Raw genomic sequence first — 23,609 nt, forward strand, 5'->3', positions numbered from 1 at the left:
ATTTCCTTCCTTTCTTTTTACACACCTAAAAGTGCAATCATACACAAAATTGCTGTGACAATTGAGAATACTGCAACTACTCTGGTTTCTGACCATCCGCACAGTTCAAAGTGATGATGGATTGGTGCCATTTTAAAGATTCGTTTTCCACCGGAAATTTTAAAGTAGCCAACCTGTAAAATGACAGATACTACTTCTAACAAATAAATAAAACCAATAATCAAAATAAATAACGGCATCTGTAACATATAAGCAGTACCTGCTACAAATCCTCCCAGTGCCAGAGAACCGGTATCTCCCATGAAAATTTTTGCCGGATATACATTAAATAACAAAAATCCCATTAAAGCTCCCACTACCGCACAGGTAATCGGTTCAATTCCACTCTTTGTTGCAATTGCGATGACGGAGAAGAATGTAGCCACCATAATCGTAACAGAAGAAGCAAGTCCATCCAGACCATCCGTAAAGTTTACTCCATTTACAGTGCCGATTACAACAAAGAATAACAGCGGAACGGTTAAAATTCCTGCATTTAACTCATAACCGGATACAAACGGAATTTTTAAAGTCATCTGAACATTGGTAAATTTCATAATATAAAATGCGAAAATTGCAGTTACAACAATCTGGCATGCCATTTTCTGACCTGGCATCAGACCGTCTGAACGACGCAGCACTACTTTTAAATAGTCATCTAAAAATCCAATAATTCCAAATCCCAGTGTCAAAAATAAAACCGGAATAATCTTTGGATAATCTTTTATATAAAATAAAGATGTGATAACTGTTGATAAGAGAAAAATCACGCCTCCCATTGTCGGAGTTCCTGCTTTTTTCAGATGAGACTGTACCCCATCTACACGCTCTGTCTGTCCCATTTTCAGTTTCCGCAAATATGGAATCACGAAAGGACCTAAAATTACACTGATTGCAAATGCAATCAAGACTGGCCAAACCATTTTATACTCTGCCATAATACACCTCTTCTTTGTATTTTTTTGCCGAAAGTCTTTTTTTCAAGTCGAACACTCGTGAGACTTGGCGCGCGATTCTAGTCAGCATAAGCTGACAAATTCTTCTTAGAATCGCTGCGCATCCCACGGAGTGTTTATCTCAGTCTGAGATTGAGATAAACATCCGGCAATTCTTTCTATAGTAGTATAATGCCTTTTGCTTTTTTTATCAACCTTCAATCCCAAGATACGGAAGAATATTCTCATAGATATCCCGAATTACAGGTGCCGCAATTGTTCCCCCATAGTAAATACCTGTTGGGTCATGAATCAGACAGATTCCTATAATCTCCGGTTCATCTGCCGGTGTAAATCCAAGAAAAGAGGAAATATAGCGATTCTTACTTCTTGGAAGGGTCTGCGATGTTGCAGTCTTTCCACCAATGGTATGCCCCTCAATAAATGCATTTTTTCCAGAGCCTTCCGACACAACTTTCTCCAGAATTTCTCTGACTTCTTTTGAAACTTCTTCTGTCACAATATTATTTTCAACCGGATATTCAAATCGCTTTACCTCTTTTCCTGTCTCGTCTGTCACATAAACTCCAAAATGAGGCGTAATTCTTCTTCCTCCGTTTATAATCGAACTGACTGTTGTTACAAGCTGAATCGGTGTAATCTGAAAAGACTGACCAAAAGAAATCGTTGCCAGTTCCACCTGCCCGATATTCGCTTCTTTATGCATAATTGTTCCGGCTTCACCCGGAATATCAATCCCTGTCTTTTTTAACAGACCAAACTGTTTAAAATAATGATAATACCGTTCTACCCCAAGTCTGAGTCCTACTTCAATAAAAACCGGATTGCAGGAATTCATTGCGCCCTGCACAAAATCTTCTGCCCCATGTCCGCTTCTTTTATGACAGTGAATTCTTCTATCCTCCACTACTTTAAAACCAGGACAGGAAAAGCGGTCATTTGGTGTCACCACACCTTCTGATAAACCTGCCGCCATTGTGATTATCTTAAATGTCGAACCAGGTTCATAAGTGTCATTAACCGTTAAGTTTCTCCACATTCGGTTCAGGGCATCCTGTTTTTCTTTTTGATTTAAGTTTTCCTCTGCTTCCCCTAACATAAATGGTTCATTTAAATTAAATTCCGGTACATTGACGTCCGCATAGATTTCTCCATTCTGTGGATTTAAAAATAAAATTGAGACGGCATCCGCTTCTTTTTCTTCCATCACTTTTTCTGCTGCCTGCTGAGCATACATCTGAATATTTTTATCCAGACTGACATGCAGGTCATATCCGGCAATTGGCTCTATCCGGCTCTCTCCCAGTTTTTCCAATTCCACTCCCCTTGCATCCGTAACCGTGAGAATTTTTCCATCTGTTCCTTTTAAAAAGTCATCATACTGTACTTCAAGTCCAATAATTCCCTGATTATCTGCGCCTGTAAATCCAAGTACTTTTGAAGCAAGTTCCTGATATGGATAATATCTTTTAAAGTCCTCATCTACTTTTACCCCATCCAGACCATATTCCCGAATCCGGTCTCCTGTCTCTTTTTCTACATTTGTCTTGATTCTTTCGATGGAAGAACGCTTTTCCACACGCTTTCTGGCTGTTTCTTCTGAAAGTCCAAGTTCTTTTTTCAGCATTGCAATCACTTTTTCCGGCTCTTTTATCTGACTATGTATGACAGAAATCGTACAGACTGCCTTATTATCTGCTAAAACTTCTCCTTTTGCATCAATAATTTTTCCTCTTTCTGCCTTAATGTCACGTTCTCTTTCATGAAGAGTCTGTGCTTTTTTTGCATAATAATCCGATTCAATGACCATAAGGTAAACCATACGTACGATCAGACCTGTCAATAAAAAAAGACAGCTAAAGAATACGATTACTGTTTTCTTTTTGTGATAGACTCTGTTTTTATTCATATGCCTGAACCTGTTTTTTTTATATATATGACAGACAACAAAAAGGAATCCCATCTTGCAGGATTCCTTTTTAGCTTAAATCTCACTATTTTAAATGAGAGGCTCTATTATTCTCCCTCATCTTCTTCGTAGGTACTTTCATCTTGGTTCGAGGTATCTTCTTCATTAGAATTGTCGCTTGAAGTATCCTCTTCGTCAGACACATCTTCAAAAGCATTTTCCTCATATCCGGCATTCTCACTTGCTACGCCGTCACTTTCTTCATCATTATATTCTTCTGATGAGCCGCTTTCATCCTGTACGACTTCGATATCCTGAGCATTATTGGTTCCGGTTTCAGAACCTTCTGTCTGTACGACCGGCTCATTTACTTCTACTTCAGAATCATCCAGTTTTAAAACACCTTTAAAACCATCCCATAATTTTGTAGTTTCTTCTGTCTCTTCATCTGGATAAATGTTCATATAAGGAAGAATTTCATCCAAAATTGCCTGTGCAATATATTGTGCATAAGAGCTGTCTGCCTGTTCTTCTACATTTGGTCGATCCACTACTACATAAACCACGACCTGAGGAGTATCAAGCGGAGCAAATCCAATAAAAGAAACCAGATAATCTTTTTCTTTTGTACTTAAGATTTCTGCGGTTCCTGTTTTACCACCCATGCTGTAACCCTGAACTTTTGATTTTCTACTGGTTCCAGATGTTACACTCATTCCCATATACTCACGGATTTTTTCAGAAACATCTGAAGATACAATCTGTTTTAATACATTTCCTTCATTGGTTTTTAATACAGAGCCATCTTCCTGTGATTTGATTTCTTTTACCACATGCGGCTGATAATAAGTTCCACCATTGATTACCGCAGACACGGCTGAAATTTCCTGAATCATGGTACTGGTAAATCCCTGTCCGAATGTTGTAGATGCCAGTTCCATATCTTTCATCTGGTCAAGCGTATAAATTGCTCCTGAACTTTCATTTGGCAGGTCAATTCCGGTTCGGCTTCCAAAGTTAAACCGTGACTGATAATCCAACAATAAAGCCGCTCCCATTTTTCGTCCGATTGCCATCATACCGTCATTACAGGAGTTCTGAATAACCTCTCCAAGTGTTTCCGTTCCATGTGCATAAGGATAAACTGCACAGCGTACATAATCATTTCCAATCTGTTCTCCACCATCACAGATAAAGACATCACTGTCACTGACTGCTCCGGATTCTAATGCGGAAGCAACAATAATCGGTTTGATAACCGAACCTAATTCATAGTTTGATGAGACACAGAAATTTTCCCATAAACTATCTAATCCGGCACTGATCTCCTCATCGGATAAGTCCGTCCGGTTCGCATAGGCGGCTCTCGGGTCATTTAAATCAAAGGTATTTTTCCCTGCCATTGCCAGAATTTCACCATTATTTGGATTTTCTACAATAACTCCGATATTTTCTGCTCCGTCTCCTTCATAAGCATTGTTTCTTAATTTTTCATTAAAGGCTGAAATATATTTTTCTACAATACTTTGAATATTGACATCAATTGTCGAAACCACTGTCTTTCCATCTACTGCATCTACAATATTCTGCTCCATGATGTCATCACTGTTTAAATATCCGTATTTTTTTCCATCTGTGCCATTTAAGGTGCTGCTATAATACCCCTCAATTCCAAGGCTTGCTGTATTATTCACCGATGAAAATCCTATAACCGTACTTGCCAGTGCATGAAATGGATACTCTCTCTGATAATGTTCTTCAAACCAGACCCCTTTTACTCTGCTTCTGCGTTTGTATTCGCTCCTTTTTAAGGTATCTTTATTATCATCCGTAATTTCATTCATTTCAAGGAAATGTTTTCTTTCATCCATAGATACTTTTTTTAAAATTTGATACTGCGAATTTGCTGTCGATTCATCATCCAGCTTTGCTTCTACCACACTGCTGTCAATTCCAAGGTAATCCGATAATGCATCCACTGTTGGTTTACGATATTTTTTATCTGAATTTACCAGACTACAATCTAAGATTACATTATAGACTTTCACACTGGTTGCAAGGGTATTGCCATTTCTATCCAGAATATCGCCCCTCTTAAATGGAACTGTCGTACTTTCATACTGCTGCTGGGACTGGGTTAATACCTGTCTTGTATATCTGTCACCGCTTTTAATACTGATATAAGTAATTCGAAATATTAACGCGACTAAAGCCAGCAGAATTACAATCAGTAATCCCACCAGCTTCGTTTTCATTTTCTTTGTAAGTCTTTTTGTTCCTTTTTTTTGTTGTCTTTTCAAACTGCCACCTGCTCTGCCTTCGCTCTTACTCTTCCGGTACTTCCTGATACTGCCTTACATAGCCATCACCGTCCGGCGTATAATACTTAATCTGGTCCTCGGTCGCATGCTTCATACCAAATTCATCCAATGCTTTTTTCCGTATCGTTTCCAAGTCTACACTTGAAAGCACTTCGCTATAGTACGCATCATTATCCGCCTTTAACTCACTATATTCTAATTTCTGAGAGGTCAGCCGGTTTTTCTGAATTGCCATTTCTGACTTTAATTGAAGATAATGTGTACTCGCCATGGTTACCATAATACAACCTGCAAGTACACTGTATACAAATTTACGGTTCAATTTCGGCTTCTGTTTTTTCTGATTTCTGACTGACACTTTCTTTTTATTTTTCTTTTGCTGGCTCTCATTTTCGCGGCGTGCAGTATTTCCATCTATCTTATATCTGCTCATGATGCCACCTTATTATCTACTTTTTATTCCTGCCTGATACGTTCAAACACCCTTAATTTTGCACTCTTGGAACGGGTGTTTTCCTCTAATTCCTCCTCAGACGGAAGAATCGGTTTTCTGGTAATTACCTTTCCTTTTGATTTTTTCCCACATACGCATACAGGAAAATTAGATGGACAGGTACAGGGATTTTCGTTTCTTTTGAAAATTGTCTTTACAATACGGTCTTCCAATGAATGGAACGTAATAATACAGATGCGTCCTTCATCATTCAGCAGTTCTATCATATCATCTAATGAGTTCTTTAATACTTCAAGCTCCTGATTCAGTTCAATCCGGATTGCCTGAAATGTTTTCTTTGCCGGATGTCCTCCCGTTGCACGAATTTTCATCGGAATCGACTGTTTGATAATCTCTGTCAATTCTCCTGTCGTTTCAATTGGTTTCACAGCCCTCGCTGTACATATATGTTTTGCTATATTCTTAGCAAATTTATCTTCACCGTAATCCCTGATTACACGAAATAATTCCTGTTCACTGTATTCATTGACAATATCCCTTGCAGTCCGGCTTCCTCTCTGATCCATTCGCATATCAAGAGGCACATCTTCCCGATATGTAAATCCTCTTTCTGCGTTATCTAACTGATAAGAAGAAACCCCTAAGTCAAGTACAATTCCATCCACAGAAAAAATCCCTTTACGGTTTAATTCTTTTTTCATATTGCAATAGTTGCTGCGTATGATTGTCACACGGTCCTGAAATTCTTCTAACCGCTTACTGGCAGCTTCTATTGCAGCCTCATCCTGATCTATACCTATTAAACTCCCTTTGGTAGACAACTGACGACATATCTCATAAGAATGTCCAGCTCCTCCCAGCGTTCCGTCCACATAAATTCCATCTGGTTTAATATTTAAATTCTCAATTGTTTCGTTTAACAAGACGGATTTGTGTTTAAATTCCATTCTCCTGACCCTCCTGTCATTCACTTGCAATTCGGGCGAGGTTTCCAGACGGTATTTTTAAGTCTCATAAGCATTTGACTTGAATATCTTAGACCCGCAAACTCCCGCATCCTTGCCGGCGCGAGAATTCTCCCCTGCTTGTCCGGTTCACTATCGACCTGCTCTGAAACGAAGAAACGTGAGAAGATTCTTGCATTTTATCAAAAAGTAGTAATTTTTTCTGTTTTTTCGGGTGAAAAATATGCTTCTTTCTTCTGTTTTTTAACGGAAATAACTGTGACTTCTGCCATAAGTCCCCTATTTACCGTCACTTTCACCACATCTTACCACTTACAAAGCCATTCTATACTACCACTGTAAAAAAAGCAAGGGGAACATATATTCCCCTTATGTCTGAGTTTTCTCGAAAAATGCCGCAATATCAAAAGATTTGCGGCATTTTAATTCTTCTTCCCATTCAATTTTGCGAACAGTTGTTTTATTCTTTTGTATTTAAATATTCTTCAATCAATTTATCTAATTTTACACTGATTTCCAGAATCTTATCTGCACTCTGTTTTTCAGTTATACTCTGATTCAAGTATTTTCTTGTGTCCTCAATCTGTATTTTTAAGGTTTCTTTTGTCATAACGACACTCCCTGTTCTTTCTTCTTTTACAAATAATCACTGAAAGTGAAACAACAACCAACACTGCTGAAAGCATCTGGGAAACCGGTACATGGATTCCCGGCAAAAGCAGCTGGTCTGTACGCAGACTTTCTATCCAGAAACGACCAGCTCCATATCCTGCAAGATAACAGAAGAAAAGTTCTCCTTCAAACTTTTTTCGCTTCCGAAACCAGAATAGAAACAGAAGAACCATAAAACTCCAAAGTCCTTCATATAGAAAAGTCGGATGTACCTGAATATATTCCACTCCACCGATTGTTACTACATGGTTCCACATAGCAGAAGTAATTTCATTTTTGCGCACTGCGGATACCGGAAGCTGCATTGCCAGGAGATTATTCGTATATTCTCCAAATGCTTCACGGTTAAAGAAATTACCCCACCGTCCGATAATCTGTCCTGCTGCCAGTCCCATACATACAGTATCTGCAATTTGTAAGAATTTCATTTTTGTTATTTTAGAATAAATAAAAACCGTAATAGCTCCGGCTATAATTCCTCCATAAATTGCAAGACCGCCATTTCTGATATTTAAAATTTCGCCCAGATTATCCTTATAATTATCCCATGAAAAAATGACATAGTATATTCTTGCTCCAACAACTGAAGTAAGCATGGTAAGCATCAGTAAATCCAAATAGGTATCCTGATTTTGTCCGGTACGTTTTGCCTCATGCAGAGCAATGGAGATTCCCACAATCATTGCGATTGCAATTGTAATTCCATAATATGCAATATCAAATCCAAAGACTGATATTGTTTTTCCTACATTCGGCAGATAAATTCCCAAATGTGGGAAACGAATGGACATATCCATATCATTTTTCCTCCTTATACATTAAAGCGGAATAAGATTACGTCGCCATCCTGTACCACATACTCTTTTCCTTCCATGCGCACAAGTCCTTTTTCTCTTGCGCCCGCATAAGAACCACAATCCAATAAATCCTGATAATTTACAACTTCTGCTTTAATAAATCCTCGTTCAAAATCGGTATGTATTTTTCCGGCAGCCTGCGGAGCTTTTGTTCCCACTTTAATGGTCCATGCTCTTGTCTCATCTTCTCCTGAAGTCAAAAAGCTTAACAGACCAAGCAGACGATAACTTGCTACAATCAGTTTTTCCAATCCGGATTTTTCAATTCCCAAATCCTCTAAAAATTCTTTTTTCTCATCATCATCTAATTCTGCGATTTCCTGCTCAATCTGTGCACAAAGCGCAAACACTTCACTGCCTGTCTCTTTTGCATATTCTCTTACTTTCTGTACATGTGGATTAGAAACGGCATCATCTGCCAAATCTTCTTCTGAAACATTCGCTGCATAGATGACCGGCTTTCCTGTCAGCAGGTTGTATCCTTTTAACAGTGCCTCTTCGTCTTCATTTTCCGGTTCAAATACAGATGCCGGTTTTCCTTCTTCCAGGGTTTCTTTTAATTTCTTTAATAATTCCAGTTCTTTTGCTGCTTCTTTATCCATACGTGCAGTTTTTGTTGTCTTTGCAATTCTTCTGTCAAGAATCTCAATATCTGAGAAAATCAGTTCCAGATTAATGGTTTCAATATCACGAAGCGGGTCAATACTTCCGTCTACATGTACAACATTTTCATCTTCAAAACAACGTACTACATGAACAATTGCATCAACTTCTCTGATATTTGCAAGAAACTGGTTTCCAAGACCCTCTCCTTTTGAAGCACCCTTAACCAGACCTGCAATGTCAACAAATTCAATGACTGCCGGTGTTACTTTCTTGGAATGATAAAAATCCCCAAGCAGTTTCAGACGTTCATCTGGTACAGTTACAATTCCCACATTCGGGTCAATTGTACAAAACGGGTAATTCGCAGACTCTGCGCCCGCCTTCGTTAAAGAATTAAAAAGGGTACTTTTACCAACATTTGGCAATCCCACAATTCCTAATTTCATTTCTTGTATCTCCTCCTTCAATCTATCCCATGTAGATTCAAACTCTCTTTAAAACTGATAAAAAGAATCCAATCATACATTTTTTGTATTTTTCTATTTTATCCTATGTACTGACTACTCCCACAGGCAAGCCTATGGGTTTTCACCACTAAATTGTAACAGGAACATCTCCTGATTCTTTTGAAAAGAGCCCCAAGACTTATTTTATACTATAGCATAACAAATCCAAAAAGTAAATTCTTAGATTGCAAGAAGTCTGCTATTTTCTGCTAAAATCAAAAAACAGCCTTAATCCCATTTCAGATTAAAGCTGTTTTCAAAATTTATCAACATTTTGTTCTATCTTTCGACAAAACCATCATCAGATAACCTGTCTCAAATTCTATAATACCACAATCATCCAACAACTGATTGCTGACTGCGATTCCATCTGAATTTTTCAGAGTGTAACCATCCAGCGGATACTGAAATCCGGTTAAAGACAATCCTGTCACTTCATCTCCCATAGAGAAAAACGAAACATATTTTCCAAACTGTTCTTCTTTGTGAATACAAATTTTTCCTGCTCTTCTAACCGTAATTGCATTTTGCTCATCTAAAATCCAGCCTTCTTTTTCTTTCCTTGCCGTAATTAAGAGCGACTGAAGATTTCCCATATAATGGTCTAATCTTCCTCCGGTTGCCCCAAGCAGAAAAATCTTATCACTGCCCAACTTTAGTGCCAGTTCCATTCCAAGTCTGGTATCGGTATCATCCTTTTCCGGTTTATACTGACGAATCGGAATTTCCTGCTGTTTCCTATACCAGTCTATCACCTCTTTGGAAATGCTGTCAAAATCGCCTAAAATCCAATCCGGAATGACATGATTTCGATAGCAAAATTCTAATCCTTTATCGACCCCGATAATACAGTCCGGCTTTATCTGCTTTAAACAGACTAAGCTAAACTCATCATTGATTTCACCGCCGCAAATCAACACTGTGTTCATGTTCATAAGCCTCCAACCGATTCTGATACATCATGGCATTTTCCTTTGCCTCTCCATTAAAAATCGCAGATCCCATAACCAGAATATTTGCTCCTGCATCCAATGCCAGATCCATTGTATTTTTACTGATTCCACCATCTACTTCGATATCTACATCCAGATTCTTGTTCTTCAGCATTTCTTTTAACCGCTTTACTTTTTCTGTCGTATACGGAATATATTTCTGCCCTCCAAACCCCGGATTTACCGTCATAATGAGCACCATATCAACAATTCCAAGTACCTCTTCCACTACACAAAGCGGTGTTGCCGGATTAATTGCAACCCCTGCTTTCATTCCGGCTTCCCGAATATGATAAAGAGTACTGTCCAGGTGCTTACAGGCCTCTGCATGAACGGTAAGCATGTCGGCTCCCGCTGCTTTAAACTGCGAAATGTAACGAGCCGGTTCTTCAATCATAAGATGTACATCTAAAAACAGACTGCATTTTTTTCTGACTGAAGAAATCACCGGCATTCCGAATGAAATACTCGGTACAAATATTCCATCCATAACATCAATATGAAGCCATTCGACTCCCGCTTCTTCTACTTTTTTAATTTCTTCCCCTAACTTCATAAAATCTGCGGATAAAATTGATGGCGATAACTGATACATATTGTCCCTCCTAATACCTTCTTTTTTCTTTTAATTCCCCATAGAGTTCAAGATAATTTTCATATCTTTCTTTTGAGATTTTTCCTTCTTCCAATGCATTTTTTACCATGCATCCTGGTTCATGCGTATGTGTACAGCCCTGAAAACGGCATGTTCCTTCGTATTTAGAAAACTCTCGAAAATAAAAACGTAATTCTTCTTTTTCGATTTCTTCTACATAAAAAGAGGTAAATCCTGGTGTGTCATAAAGCCAGGTATCTTCCTCTATCTGAATGATCTGTGAATGTCTTGTCGTATGACGGCCTCTTCCCAATTTTTTACTGATTTCCCCGGTTTCCATCTGCACCTCATTTTGAAGCAGATTCGTCAATGAAGACTTTCCCACTCCGGACGGTCCTGCAACTGTTGTCGTTTTCCCACGAAGCCGTGATTTGATTTCTTCAATCCCCTCACCCTGCTTTGCACTTGCAAGCACCACCGGATAGCCACAGGCTTCATAAATCTCTTTGAGACGTCCAACTTCTTCTTCGTCACATAAATCCTGTTTGTTAAAACAGATAATCACAGGAACATCCTGTTTTTCCATGATAACTAAAAAGCGGTCCAATAAAGAGAGATTCGGCTTTGGTTCTCTGGCTGCAAAAATAACCAATGCCTGATCGATATTTGCAACTGCCGGACGAATCAATTCACTACGTCTTGGAAGAATCTTTACGATATTTCCAAGTTTCTCCTCTTCATTCAGGACCTCTATTTCCACATCATCCCCAACAAGGGGTTTTATTTTATCTTTTCGGAATATTCCCTTTGCTTTACATTCATAGACTCCGGATTCTGCTACACCAACGTAGTAGAATCCGGCAATCCCTTTCATAATCTTTCCAATCATCAATTTACCTGCCTAAAAGAAACATCATACTGGTCAATAATCTGATAGCTGTCATCAATCCATTCATACAGCACTACAGTTCCGCTTGTAATTCCAGGATGACCATTTAAATCCTGAATGGACAACGGAAACTGTGGGTCGTCCACTTCCATTGACTGGTCCGAATAAGTATTTCCATCATCATCTGTCTGTACCAGTTCTACTTTTACTTTTCCACCCTGATAATTGGTCGGCTGCTGAAGGCTGTTTGCAGGCTTCCATGTTCCATCAGAGGAACTGCTGGAATTTTTATCTTTATTTTTATTTTTATCTTTATCTTTATCTGTCTTGCTGTCCTCACTGTCTTCGTCATCCGAAGAACTGCTGCTTCTTACATAAATTGTAATCGTTTCTCCTGTATTTACCCTCGTTCCGCTGTCCACACTCTGTTTATAAACTTCTCCTTCGTTTACAGACTGGTCATTTCCTGTCTGAACGCTTACAAGAAGTCCCAGCTGACTTAAGGTACTCTTTGCATCCGCTTCACTTGTCCCAATCACATTTGGCACACGTACTGCAGTATCTCCTTCTCCGATACTGATAGTCAACGTTACCGTATCTCCGGCTTTTACGCTTGTTCCGGCTTCCGGGTCAGTTGAAACAACATTTCCGATTGTAATGTCACTGCTGTTTGCTTTCTGTACCGCTGTCTTTAAGCCTAATTCTTTTAACATTGCTTCTGCATCTGTCTGTGAATAGTCAGTCACATACGGTACTTGAATTTCTTCTGTTCCACTGCTGATATAACAGGTAATCTGTGTATACGGCTCTACTTTTGTTCCTACTTCTACATCCTGACGGCAGATATTTCCCTCTGCTACACTGTCAGATGCTTCTTCTCCGCCATTCTTATACCCTAACTGCAAGTCATTTAATGTTTTCTGTGCTTCTTCCGGTGTCTTGTTTGTTAAATCCGGAACTTCCACCTGTTTTACACTGCTGTCTGAATCTTTTTCTGATTTACTGTCTGAAGCCGTCGTATTCCCACTGTTATTATTTTTAGAGGAACCGAATTTTAATAAGCCCGAAGCTGATGCGATTGTGTAAACTAAGACACAGATAATAATTGCTCCTACCACAATTCCACCAATTGTCATCACCTTTTCCAATGTATGACTGATTCCTTTTTTGTGTGGTTCTTCTTCCTCTGCATCATAGTCATCTACATCATCTTTATAATCATAATCTGCGTTGTTGTCGATATATTCATCTTCATCCGGAATTTCAAAATCTTCATAATTTACTTCCGGATTACTTTCCGGCACGGTATTTCCTGCTGCCACTGCACCTCGTTTAATCTGTTCCATCTCTTCCGGAGAGATTACAACCGTCTGCGCATGATTACTCAGTGGAGTCAGATTTACGAAATTTCCGTCCGGATCAATCAAAGACTGTTTTAAATCACTGATCAACTCTGCCAGTGAATTGTATCGTCTGTCCGGACTTTTCTGGGTACATTTCATGATAATTTCTTCCAGACTGTGTGGAAGCTGTGGATTTAATTCTGACGGTGGTATCATCTCCTCCTGAAGATGTTTGATTGCGATAGAAACAGTTGTATCGCCATCAAAAGGAACCGTTCCTGTCACCATCTCATACATTGTGATACCTAATGAATAGATATCACTCTTATAATCACTGTAACCACCACGTACCTGTTCCGGAGAACTGTAATGAACCGAACCCATTGCATTGGTACTGATTGTATTGGAAGAAGCGGCTCTTGCGATACCAAAATCTGTTACTTTTACTTTTCCATCCGTAGAAATAATAATATTCTGCGGTTTGATATCACGATGCACAATCTTTTTATTGTGCGCTGCTTCAAGTCCCATTGCAACCTGAATTGCAATACTGGTTGTCTCTTTTATCGTCAGTCTGCCTTTTTTGGAAATATACTCTTTTAAGGTAATTCCCTCAACCAGCTCCATTACAATATAATTAATGCCATTATCTTCTCCTACATCAAACACGTTTACAATGTTTGGATGCGCCAGACCTGCTGCGGCCTGTGCTTCTCTTTGAAACTTACTGATAAAGGTTGTATCAGAACCAAATTCTGCTTTCAATACCTTTATTGCAACAAAACGATTCAGTTTATGATCTTTCGCTTTGTATACATCCGCCATTCCACCGGAGCCGACACAACCCACAATCTCATAGCGGTCACTTACAATAACTCCCACATCTAACATACTTCCACCTCTTTTGTGTCTGGTTCTACCAGAACTATTCCTATATTATCCTTGCCTCCATTTTCATTCGCCGCTTCTACCAGTCTTTTACCGGCAGTTTCAAGCAATTCTTCAGAAACAATAATGTCTTCTATATCTTCATCTAAAACCATATTGGTCAGCCCGTCGGAACATAATAGAAGCCTGTCTCCCGGTTCTAAATGAACGTCAAAGAAGTCTACTGCTACATCTTTTGTTGCACCAAGCGCCCGTGTAATCACGTTTTTATCCGGATGATTTCTTGCATCTTCCTCGGAAATTTCGCCCATTCGCACCATTTCTTCCACCAGTGAATGGTCTTTTGTAATCTGAATAATCCTCTCATCGTTAATCAGATACAGCCGACTGTCTCCTACATTTGCCACATAAGCGTAATCACCTACAATTGTTGTCAGAACTATCGTTGTTCCCATTCCGCTCATTGTCTCATGTTCTGCCGCTTCTTTTAAGATAGAACTGTTCGCAGTCTCAATCGCAGTACGGATGATTTTAATTGGATTATTCTCAGGATTAACACGGATTGTCTCAAGTAGTGTCTCCACTGCATATTTTGATGCGAAATCACCTGCATTATGTCCACCCATTCCGTCTGCAACTACGAAGAGGTTCGGCAGATTTCCCACAGGGGTATCTGAGGCAAATACGAAGTCCTCATTGAGTGTCCGTATCTGGCCCACATCTGTAATAGAATATGATTTCATCTTACGAATCCTCTTTGTTATCGATATAACTCTTTCTTAATTGTCCACAGGCCCCGTCAATATCCTGACCCATTTCTCTTCTAATAGTAACATTAATTTGGTATTTTTCAAGTTTATTTTTAAAATTTAAGATAACTTTCATTTCTGAGCGGACAAAATTTCGCTCTTTAATCGGGTTAACCGGAATCAGATTAATGTGGCAGTTTAAACCTTTTATCAGTTCTGCCAGACGCTGTGCATCCTCTTCGGAATCATTTTTTCCGCCCACCAGACTGTACTCAAATGTGATTCTTCTGCCGGTTTTTTCAAAATAATTTCTGCATGCATCAAGTACTTCATCCAGACTGTACTTGTTTGCAATCGGCATTAATTCTTCTCTTTTTTCCTGACTCGAAGCGTGGAGAGAAAGCGCCAGTGTAATCTGAAGTTTTTCTTCCGCAAGTTCATACATCTTCGGTACAATTCCACAGGTAGAAACCGTGATGTTTCTCTGACTGATATTTAAACCCTTATCGTCACTTAACATACGGATAAAACGAAGCAGGGAATCATAATTATCCAGTGGCTCGCCGGTTCCCATTACTACTACATTTGATACCCGCTCGCCGGAATCTTTCTGAATCTGATAAATCTGGTCAAGCATTTCGGCAGCGGTCAGATTTCTCGTCCAGCCTCCAATCGTCGAAGCGCAAAAACGGCATCCCATCTTACAACCAACCTGAGAAGAAATACACACACTATTTCCATGATGATAGCGCATAAGCACACTTTCTACCACATTTCCATCTGAAAGTGCAAACAGATACTTCCTTGTACCATCTATCTTGGAAATCTGAACTTCCACTTTTTTTAAAGCAGTCAACGTACAGTTTTCTTTTAATTTCTGCCGGAAATCTTTTGAGAGATTGGTCATCTCATCAAAATCATCCGCCAGCTTTACATGCATCCATTCATAGAGCTGTTTTGCACGAAATGGCTTCTCTCCCAATTCCAAAACGGTGTTTTTGAGTTCCTCAAGAGTCTGGGACTTAATATCTGTTTTCTGCATCTTTATTCCACCCTCCTAAGTCTTGCCATAAAAAATCCATCGCTCTTATGGATTCCCGGAAGCATCTGTAAGTAGCCGTCTTTAGTTGTCTTACAGTGAAGTTCTTCGCAGATATAAGGCTCAATGCTTTCTAATTTATATGGATAGTTTGAAATAAACCAGGCAATATTTCCTGTATTTTCTTCTTTGGTAATCGTACAGGTACTGTAAATCAGAACACCCCCCGGTTTTACATAGCAGGCTGCTTTTTCCAGAATTTCTCTTTGAAGTGGAACTAAGGATTTGATTTTTTCCAAAGTCATATTGTATTTGATATCTTTCTTTCTGCCGATTACTCCAAGCCCCGAGCATGGAACATCTGCAATGACAACATCCGCCTGATCCATGATAGAAGAGTCAAATACCGTCGCATCTTTTACACTTGCTTCGATATTATGAAATCCCATGCGGGTGACATTTTCCTGAATCAATTCTACTTTTTTCTGACTGACATCTCTGGAACTCACCTTGCCTGTTCCATTTAATTTGTCTGCCACCGCAAGGGTCTTTCCTCCTGGGGCAGCACACAAATCCACTACAAAATCTCCTGCTTTTATGCCGGCAATTTCAGCAACCAACATGGAACTGACATCCTGAACCTGTATTTTTCCGGCACGAAATGCTTCTAACGCCGGAAGATAATCATATCCGCTTAAATAATACGCATTTTCCAGATAAGGAGCTTTTTCTACCTGTATCCCTTCTGATTTTAAGCTTTCCAGTACTTCTTCTTTATTAATCTCAGACTTGCGGATCCGCACGGTAAGCGGTCTCTCCTGCATAAAAGAAGCCAAAATCTTCTCGGTTTTTTCAAATCCAAACTGTTTTAAAAACTTTTCTGCCATCCATTCCGGTACAGAATATTCAATCGAAAGATATTCTTTCTCATTTGATTTTTCCGGGAATACAATACTCTTTCGCCTTCTTGCCATTTGTCTGAGTACACCATTGATAAAACCCGTCAGATTATAGAATCCTTTTTTTCTGGTTAATTTAACTGCTTCATCACAAACTGCATTATCCGGAATCGAATCCATAAAAAACATCTGATAGACACTGCTTCTTAAAATTTCGCGAATCACCGGTTTCATCTTTTCGACTTTAATCTTTGAAAACTGATTAATCATATAATCGATTTTAATCTGATTCTCCTGTGTGCCCTCACAGACTCTTGTAATAAATGCTCTTTCCTGTTTTTCCAAATACTGGTATTTTTCCAGTGTATTGCGGATTGCAATATGTCCATACTGACCTTCTTTATTAATTTCAAGCAATGTCTGCAATACCAATTCTCTCGTATTTACCTGAACCGCCATTCTACTTATCCCCTAATGTCAAACCTGTATCCACCGGGTATCCACGAAGAAAAGAAGCCGTATCCATACGTTTTTTTCCTTCTAATTGTAATTCTTTGATATTTAAACAGCCCTCTTTTGTCTGAACAAGAAGTCCATTCTTATCTGCACGCAGAATCTGTCCTGTCTGTGCCTCATCCGCTTCTGATTTTTCTAATACTTCAGCACTCCAGATTTTTAAATTTTTTCCATTCATACTGGTATATGCACTCGGCCATGGATTTAATCCACGTACTAATTGTTCAATCTCCTTTGCCGGACGATTCCAGTCAATTTTCCCCATCTGCTTACTAATCATTTTCGCATAAGGTGTAGTACTTTCTTCCGGCTGAGGAATGCGCCCTGCCACTCCCGCTTCTAAATCAGCCATTACTTTTACACAGAGTTTTGCTCCGGCAATACTTAATTTATCAAACAGACTTCCACCGGTTTCTTCTTTTTCAATCGGTACAACCACTTTATCAATCATATCACCGGTATCCAGTCCCTCATCCATCTGCATAATGGTAACACCAGATTCCTTATCGCCATTAATGACAGCCCACTGAATCGGAGCTGCTCCTCGATAGGCAGGCAGCAAGGACGCATGTACATTGATGCATCCATATTTTGGGAGTTCTAAGATTTCTTTTGAAATAATCTGTCCAAATGCAGCTACCACAATGATATCCGGTGCAATTTCTTCTAACACTTTCACAAACTCTTCTGCTCTTACTTTTAATGGCTGATAGACCGGAATTGCATATTTTAATGCAGCTTCTTTTACAGGCGTCGGCATTAAAGTCTTTCCTCTGCCCTTTGGTTTGTCCGGCTGAGTGACAACTGCCGCCACCTCATGTCCTGCTTTTACGATCTCTTCCAATGTTCCGACTGCAAAATCAGGTGTTCCCATGAAAACAACTTTCATTCCTATTCTTCCTCCTCGTAATTTACACGGTGCAGTTCCCCTTCCACCAGTTCTGTATACAGTTTTCCATGTAAATGGTCTGTCTCATGACAGATAGCTCTGGCTAAAAGTTCTGTTCCTTCTAAAATAAATTCTTCCATATTTTCATCATAAGCTTTTACTTTTACATAGTCCGGTCTTGTCACTACACCTGACATGCCCGGTACACTTAAACAACCTTCTTCTCCTGTCTGACTGCCAGATGTTTCAAGAATTTCCGGATTAATTAATACATACAATCCTTCTCCGTCTGCACTGGTATCAATGACAACAATCTGTTTTAACACTCCTACCTGTGGTGCAGCAAGACCAACTCCGTTTGCGTCATACATGGTCTCTATCATATCTTCGATTAAATCACGGATTTTTGGTGTTACCTCATCTACTTTTCTGCATTCTTTTTCTAAAATGGTATCTCCCTGCACTCTAATTTGTCTTAATGCCATGTCTTTCTTACTCCTCTTTTCATTCAATCTCTTACTCTACTGCCTGCGAATTACTTTGCTGTACAACAATTCAATTAATTCATATCAAACTGGATATAAATCTTTTCAAAGCCTTTATTAATCTGAATATAGCGTTCCAGTCTTTCCATAATTTTAATCAAGATTTCTTTATTTCCATGCCGCAGATGCAGTACCATACGGTACATGTCTTGTATTTTAGAAATACTCTGCGGTGCCGGTCCTACGATTAACAAATCATTTTTCTTATAAATACTTTCAATATATTTTCGGCAGTAGGTTAATCCCTCCAAAAGCAAGGCTTCCTCTGCCGAGCTGCCCGAAATCGTCAGCATTGATTTTGCCGGAGGATACCCCATCAAACTGCGATAAACGATTTCCTGTTCAAAAAACTGTTCATAATTTTGTCTGGCCGAAGTCACAATACTATAATGTTCCGGCTGATACGTCTGAATCACCGCTTCCCCTGCAAATCTGCCACGCCCTGCACGCCCAACTGCCTGTGTAAGAAGCTGAAATGTACGCTCGGAAGCCCTGTAATCTCCTACGTTTAAAGACAAATCTGCCGCAATCACTCCAACCAGCGTTACATTTGGAAAATCATGACCTTTTACAATCATCTGCGTTCCAATTAAAATATCTGCTTCCTGTGCCAAAAACGCAGATAAGATCTTCTCATGGTCGTCTTTTCTTCTTGTCGTATCGGCATCCATCCGAAGGATCCGCGCTTTTGGAAAGAACAGATGCGCCTGTTCTTCTATCTGCTGTGTTCCTGCTTTAAAACCTCCAATATAAGGTGAACCACAGGAGGGACACTCTTTTACATTCGGAATCGTATATCCGCAGTAATGACAAATCAGCTTTCCATTCCTGTGAGACGTCAGGGACACATCACAATGCGGACATTTCATTACATGCCCGCATGCCCGACAACTCACAAATCCGGTATAACCTCTTCGGTTTAAAAACAGCATCACCTGCTGCTTCTTTTCAAGCCGTTCTTTTATCTTTTCCTGTAAACTCTGACTGAATACAGAGCGATTTCCCGCCTTTAATTCTTCTGCCAGATTTACAATCGTCACATCAGGCATCACCTGATTTTGATAGCGGGACTTTAATGTAACAAGCAGATACTCTCCTTTTCTTGCACGTTCGTAAGACTCTATTGTCGGTGTCGCTGAACCCATAACAACATTTGCCTTTTCTTGTCTGGCTCTCTCGATTGCGGTCTCTCTTGCGTGATAACACGGAGTTTTCTCACTCTTATAAGAGGATTCCTGTTCTTCATCAATTACAATTAATCCAAGATTTGGAAATGGTGTAAATAAAGCAGAACGAGGTCCTACAATAATTGAAATCTCTCCATTTTTCGCCCGCTCCATCTGATCATAACGCTCTCCTGCTGAAAGTCTCGAATGTAAAAAAGACACACACTCTCCAAAGCAGGCACGGAAACGCTCCACTGTCTGATACGTCAGTGCAATCTCAGGAATCAGTACAATTGCCTGCTTTCCTTCCCGAAGTATCGTTTCTATCAGCTTCATATAAACTTCTGTTTTTCCGCTTCCTGTCACTCCATAAAGCAGAACCGGACGATGAAAAGGACTTTCCCACTCTTCTAAAATCTCAAGTACCGCCCTGTCTTGTTCTTCATTTAACTGTTTTTGAACGGTTTTCGTTTCTTTTCGATGCACAGGATCACGATATACTTTCTGATTTTCAATCTGAATGATACCACTTTCTTCTATTTTTTTGATTCCGGCACCGGAAAGTTTTAAATTTCCCGTTGCCTCGGTATAAGAAAGTACTCCTTTTAAAAGCAGTGCTTCTAACAGCCTTGCCTTTGCCTTATAGTGTTTTCTTTCCCATTCTTCTAACAGCGCTTTCGCTTCTTCCGGTTCAATTTTAAGGCAAATGGTTCTGGTTTCCTTCTGCTGTTTTTTTTCTTTTACCGGAAGTACGGTTTTTAATGCCTGATTCATCGTACAGCCGTACTCCCTGCTCATCCATCCTGCCAGTCCGATTAATTTTGATTCAATTTCAATTCCTTTTTCCCATATCTTTGAAACAGGTTTGATTTTGCTTTCTTCTATCTTCGGCTTATCTGAAATCCCAATCACATAACCACTGATGGTTCGGCTTCCTTTTCCAAACGGTACTTCTACTTTTGTACCTATTTTTATGATTCCAAGTAAATTTTGCGGAATTTCATACTGAAACGTCCGGTCCAATTTTTCCTGTGAAATATCTACAATAATATCTGCATACCATTTTTTCATCTATTTTCTGCTGATTCTATTTCCCTGCAAGGATGTCACGAATTAAATCACGCTCATCCATTGGATATTTCTTTCCTTTAATTTCCTGATAGTCCTCATGACCTTTACCGGCAAGTACAATAACATCACCTGGCTGTCCATTGTGAATCGCATAAGCAATTGCTTCTTTACGGTCAATAATTTCCACGTATTTTCCATCTGTCTTTCCGATTCCGATTTTGATATCATCGATAATTGCCTGTGGCTCTTCATTTCTTGGATTATCTGAAGTAATAATAGTCAAATCCGCCAGTTTTCCGGATACCTCGCCCATTTCATAACGGCGCAGCTTGGAACGGTTTCCTCCACATCCAAAGAGGCACACCAGACGTTTTGGTTTATATTCTTTTAATGTTGTCAAAAGACTTTCAAGACTCATCGCATTATGAGCATAATCAATCATCAGTGTAAATTCATCGGATACCTTTACCATCTCAATACGACCTTTTACTTTTGCAGCTCTTAAGGCTTTCTGAATATTCTCCTCGGAAACTCCAAAATGACGGCAAATTGCGATTGCTGTCAAAGAATTATAGACACTAAATTTTCCGGGCAAGTCGATTTCAACCGGGAAATCCATCAATCCCTGTACTTCATAGTCAATTCCAAGCACACCTTTTCCAGTCACTAATTTTAAATCTTTTGCCCATAAATCTGCATTGTCATGCAAACCATAAGTTTCTACCGTACAGGTATGTCCTTCCAATACTTGCTGTACATGTTCATCATCGGCATTTACAATTCCAACTTTACACTGTTTAAATAACAATCCTTTGCAATGCAGATAATCATCAAAATCTTTATGCTCATTTGGTCCGATATGATCCGGTTCAATATTTGTAAAGATACCAAAATCAAATACAAAACCTGCGGTTCTGTGAAGCATCAAACCCTGTGAGGAAACTTCCATCACAACACAGTCACAGCCTGCCTCTGCCATTTTTGCAAAATATTCCTGCACAATATAAGACTCCGGAGTAGTGTTCGCAGCCGGAATGACTTCATCTCCGATAATTGCCTCAATTGTACCGATTAATCCGACTTTATATCCCGCATTTTCAAGAATAGATTTTACCAGATAAGTAGTGGTTGTCTTTCCTTTTGTTCCGGTAATACCGATGACTTTCATTTTTTCGGCCGGATGTCCAAACCATGCTGCTGAAATACATGCCATCGCATAACGGGTATTTTCCACACGGATAACGGTAACTTCTTCCGGCACTTCTACTTCATCCTGAACGACAAGTACTGTCGCACCTTTTTCTACAACTTCCTTTGCATATTTATGTCCATCAGACACTGCGCCTTTAATACATAAAAATAAAGAATCCGGTGTCACTTTTCTTGAATCATAAACAACACTTTTGATTTCTTTGTCCAGACCTCCCTGAACACATGTATATTCAATCTGTTCTAATAATTGTGATAGCTTCATCATTTTCTATCTCTCCTTTCAAAAGGATTTTTATTTCTGGTATGGTATATAGGATAACATAAACCGTACTTCTTAAGCAAGTCACATAGCAAAAAGAAAGCCATCCCCTTTTTAATTTTCGGAGATGGTCTTTTCTTTTTTCTGCAAAAAGTTTTACTCGATAACTGTACCGGTCTTTCCAAGGAAACCGTCTTTTGCCCGGTCAATCGAGGTAATCACTGCTTTTCTTCCTGCTTTTTTCTCTACAAAGCTGACAGCTGCTTCAACTTTTGGAAGCATTGTAGATGCCCCAAACTGATTTTCCTGCATATATTTCTTTGCAGTTTCAACATCCATTTTTTCAATCTTCTCTTCTTTATCTGACTGATAATTTAAAGAAACTTTCTCAACGCTTGTAAGGATTAAAAGTTCCTCAGCATCTAAGAGCTCTGCCAGTTTTCCACTAACCAGGTCTTTTTCAATTACCGCACTTGCTCCATTTAAAGATGCCTGCTGTTCTAAGACCGGAATTCCACCGCCTCCACAGGCAATTACAATCTGACCTGCATCGGAGAGTGTACGGATTGCATCAATTTCTACTACGTCCTGTGGTTTCGGAGCTGCTACAATTCGTCTGTAACCGCCTTCTACTTTTGTGACATAGTTTCCTTTCTGTTCTTCAAGTTCTGCTTCCTCTTCTGTCAAAACTCGTCCAATTACTTTCACCGGTTCATGGAACGCATCATCATACGGGTCAACTGTGACCTGTGTAATAATTGTGCTGACCGGTTTAAAAATACCACGTCGAAGCAGTTCTGCACGGATTGCATTTTGAATATCATATCCAATATATCCCTGACTCATCGCTGAGCAGACAGACATTGGAACTGCGGTATAGTCTGAATGTACCTTTCCAAATTCATTCATTGCGGTATGAATCATACCAACCTGTGGTGCGTTACTGTGAGTGATAACCAGCTCTGCACCTGCTTCTACTAAATCTGCGATAATCGCAGCGGTTTTCTTTACTGCACTTTTCTGTTCCGGTAATGTAGTACCTAATGCCTTGTGTCCTAATGCAACTACTACTTTCTTCTTTGCCATAAAATAAGTACCCCTTTCCCTCTGATGCTTTTAATACTTCTATTTTACCTCTCTTTAGCCATTTATGCAAGCAAGATATCACTTTAATCTATATGGAACAAAGTTTTATGTAGAATGAAAAAAACCGATGCGCAAGCACCGGTTTTTTTACTTGAGGGGGGAGATAGTGAGTGGTTCATCAACTAT

General features: G+C 39.4%; 20 protein-coding genes. All 20 read right to left on the reverse strand.

Features of this window, described 5'->3' with window-relative positions:
* Positions 1 to 17 precede the first annotated feature (17 nt).
* The 20 genes from mraY to arcC all read right to left on the reverse strand — a co-directional run bounded on the left by mraY (position 18) and on the right by arcC (position 23,423).
* Positions 18 to 977, reverse strand: coding sequence for a phospho-N-acetylmuramoyl-pentapeptide-transferase (gene mraY / locus ACYQ2D_RS05590; protein WP_459784847.1), 960 nt, complete (start codon positions 975 to 977; stop codon positions 18 to 20).
* Positions 978 to 1,185: 208 nt separating this feature from the next.
* Positions 1,186 to 2,904: a peptidoglycan D,D-transpeptidase FtsI family protein gene (locus ACYQ2D_RS05595; protein WP_117455542.1), complete on the reverse strand. Its 1,719-nt coding sequence runs from the start codon at positions 2,902 to 2,904 to the stop codon at positions 1,186 to 1,188.
* Positions 2,905 to 3,011: 107 nt separating this feature from the next.
* Positions 3,012 to 5,204 (reverse strand): peptidoglycan D,D-transpeptidase FtsI family protein, encoded by a 2,193-nt coding sequence (locus ACYQ2D_RS05600; RefSeq protein ID WP_459784848.1) that lies wholly within the window; start codon positions 5,202 to 5,204, stop codon positions 3,012 to 3,014.
* 25 nt (positions 5,205 to 5,229) lie between these two features.
* A complete protein-coding gene (locus tag ACYQ2D_RS05605) occupies positions 5,230 to 5,658 on the reverse strand; it encodes a hypothetical protein (protein ID WP_022303800.1) in 429 nt (142 codons plus the stop codon).
* Between the two features lie 23 nt (positions 5,659 to 5,681).
* Positions 5,682 to 6,626, reverse strand: a complete 945-nt coding sequence (rsmH, locus tag ACYQ2D_RS05610; protein ID WP_022303799.1) for a 16S rRNA (cytosine(1402)-N(4))-methyltransferase RsmH — start codon at positions 6,624 to 6,626, stop codon at positions 5,682 to 5,684.
* A gap of 478 nt (positions 6,627 to 7,104) precedes the next feature.
* A complete protein-coding gene (locus ACYQ2D_RS05615; RefSeq protein WP_022303798.1) occupies positions 7,105 to 7,254 on the reverse strand; it encodes an aspartyl-phosphate phosphatase Spo0E family protein in 150 nt (49 codons plus the stop codon).
* Positions 7,223 to 8,113 (reverse strand): prolipoprotein diacylglyceryl transferase, encoded by an 891-nt coding sequence (gene lgt / locus ACYQ2D_RS05620; protein WP_187558192.1) that lies wholly within the window; start codon positions 8,111 to 8,113, stop codon positions 7,223 to 7,225. The genes ACYQ2D_RS05615 and lgt overlap by 32 nt, the downstream gene beginning before the upstream one ends.
* Before the next feature lie 14 nt (positions 8,114 to 8,127).
* Positions 8,128 to 9,225, reverse strand: coding sequence for a redox-regulated ATPase YchF (gene ychF / locus ACYQ2D_RS05625; protein WP_022303796.1), 1,098 nt, complete (start codon positions 9,223 to 9,225; stop codon positions 8,128 to 8,130).
* A gap of 326 nt (positions 9,226 to 9,551) precedes the next feature.
* Positions 9,552 to 10,214, reverse strand: coding sequence for a thiamine diphosphokinase (locus ACYQ2D_RS05630; RefSeq protein WP_459784851.1), 663 nt, complete (start codon positions 10,212 to 10,214; stop codon positions 9,552 to 9,554).
* Positions 10,186 to 10,872, reverse strand: coding sequence for a ribulose-phosphate 3-epimerase (gene rpe / locus ACYQ2D_RS05635; RefSeq protein WP_459784852.1), 687 nt, complete (start codon positions 10,870 to 10,872; stop codon positions 10,186 to 10,188). Before rpe ends, ACYQ2D_RS05630 begins: the two co-directional genes overlap by 29 nt.
* A 10-nt stretch (positions 10,873 to 10,882) precedes the next feature.
* A complete protein-coding gene (gene rsgA, locus ACYQ2D_RS05640) occupies positions 10,883 to 11,761 on the reverse strand; it encodes a ribosome small subunit-dependent GTPase A (protein WP_444147331.1) in 879 nt (292 codons plus the stop codon).
* Positions 11,761 to 13,995: a Stk1 family PASTA domain-containing Ser/Thr kinase gene (pknB, locus tag ACYQ2D_RS05645; RefSeq protein WP_459784854.1), complete on the reverse strand. Its 2,235-nt coding sequence runs from the start codon at positions 13,993 to 13,995 to the stop codon at positions 11,761 to 11,763. The genes rsgA and pknB overlap by 1 nt, the downstream gene beginning before the upstream one ends.
* On the reverse strand, positions 13,989 to 14,735 hold the full coding sequence (locus ACYQ2D_RS05650; protein ID WP_022303791.1) for a Stp1/IreP family PP2C-type Ser/Thr phosphatase: 747 nt from the start codon (positions 14,733 to 14,735) through the stop codon (positions 13,989 to 13,991). The genes pknB and ACYQ2D_RS05650 overlap by 7 nt, the downstream gene beginning before the upstream one ends.
* 1 nt (position 14,736) lies before the next feature.
* Positions 14,737 to 15,783, reverse strand: a complete 1,047-nt coding sequence (gene rlmN / locus ACYQ2D_RS05655; RefSeq protein WP_117455355.1) for a dual-specificity RNA methyltransferase RlmN — start codon at positions 15,781 to 15,783, stop codon at positions 14,737 to 14,739.
* A gap of 2 nt (positions 15,784 to 15,785) precedes the next feature.
* On the reverse strand, positions 15,786 to 17,138 hold the full coding sequence (rsmB, locus tag ACYQ2D_RS05660; RefSeq protein WP_022303789.1) for a 16S rRNA (cytosine(967)-C(5))-methyltransferase RsmB: 1,353 nt from the start codon (positions 17,136 to 17,138) through the stop codon (positions 15,786 to 15,788).
* A gap of 1 nt (position 17,139) precedes the next feature.
* Positions 17,140 to 18,084 (reverse strand): methionyl-tRNA formyltransferase, encoded by a 945-nt coding sequence (fmt, locus tag ACYQ2D_RS05665; protein WP_459784856.1) that lies wholly within the window; start codon positions 18,082 to 18,084, stop codon positions 17,140 to 17,142.
* Between the two features lie 2 nt (positions 18,085 to 18,086).
* Positions 18,087 to 18,569 (reverse strand): peptide deformylase, encoded by a 483-nt coding sequence (def, locus tag ACYQ2D_RS05670; protein ID WP_022303786.1) that lies wholly within the window; start codon positions 18,567 to 18,569, stop codon positions 18,087 to 18,089.
* A gap of 74 nt (positions 18,570 to 18,643) precedes the next feature.
* The gene (gene priA / locus ACYQ2D_RS05675; protein ID WP_459784857.1) at positions 18,644 to 20,866 is read right to left on the reverse strand and encodes a replication restart helicase PriA; all 2,223 of its coding nucleotides are present in this window, start codon (positions 20,864 to 20,866) and stop codon (positions 18,644 to 18,646) included.
* Positions 20,867 to 20,882: 16 nt separating this feature from the next.
* Positions 20,883 to 22,340: a UDP-N-acetylmuramoyl-L-alanyl-D-glutamate--2,6-diaminopimelate ligase gene (locus ACYQ2D_RS05680; RefSeq protein WP_117455539.1), complete on the reverse strand. Its 1,458-nt coding sequence runs from the start codon at positions 22,338 to 22,340 to the stop codon at positions 20,883 to 20,885.
* 153 nt (positions 22,341 to 22,493) lie between these two features.
* Positions 22,494 to 23,423: a carbamate kinase gene (arcC, locus tag ACYQ2D_RS05685; RefSeq protein ID WP_187558195.1), complete on the reverse strand. Its 930-nt coding sequence runs from the start codon at positions 23,421 to 23,423 to the stop codon at positions 22,494 to 22,496.
* Between the last annotated feature and the right edge of the window lie 186 nt (positions 23,424 to 23,609).

It is taken from the genome of Blautia stercoris (assembly GCF_054657695.1).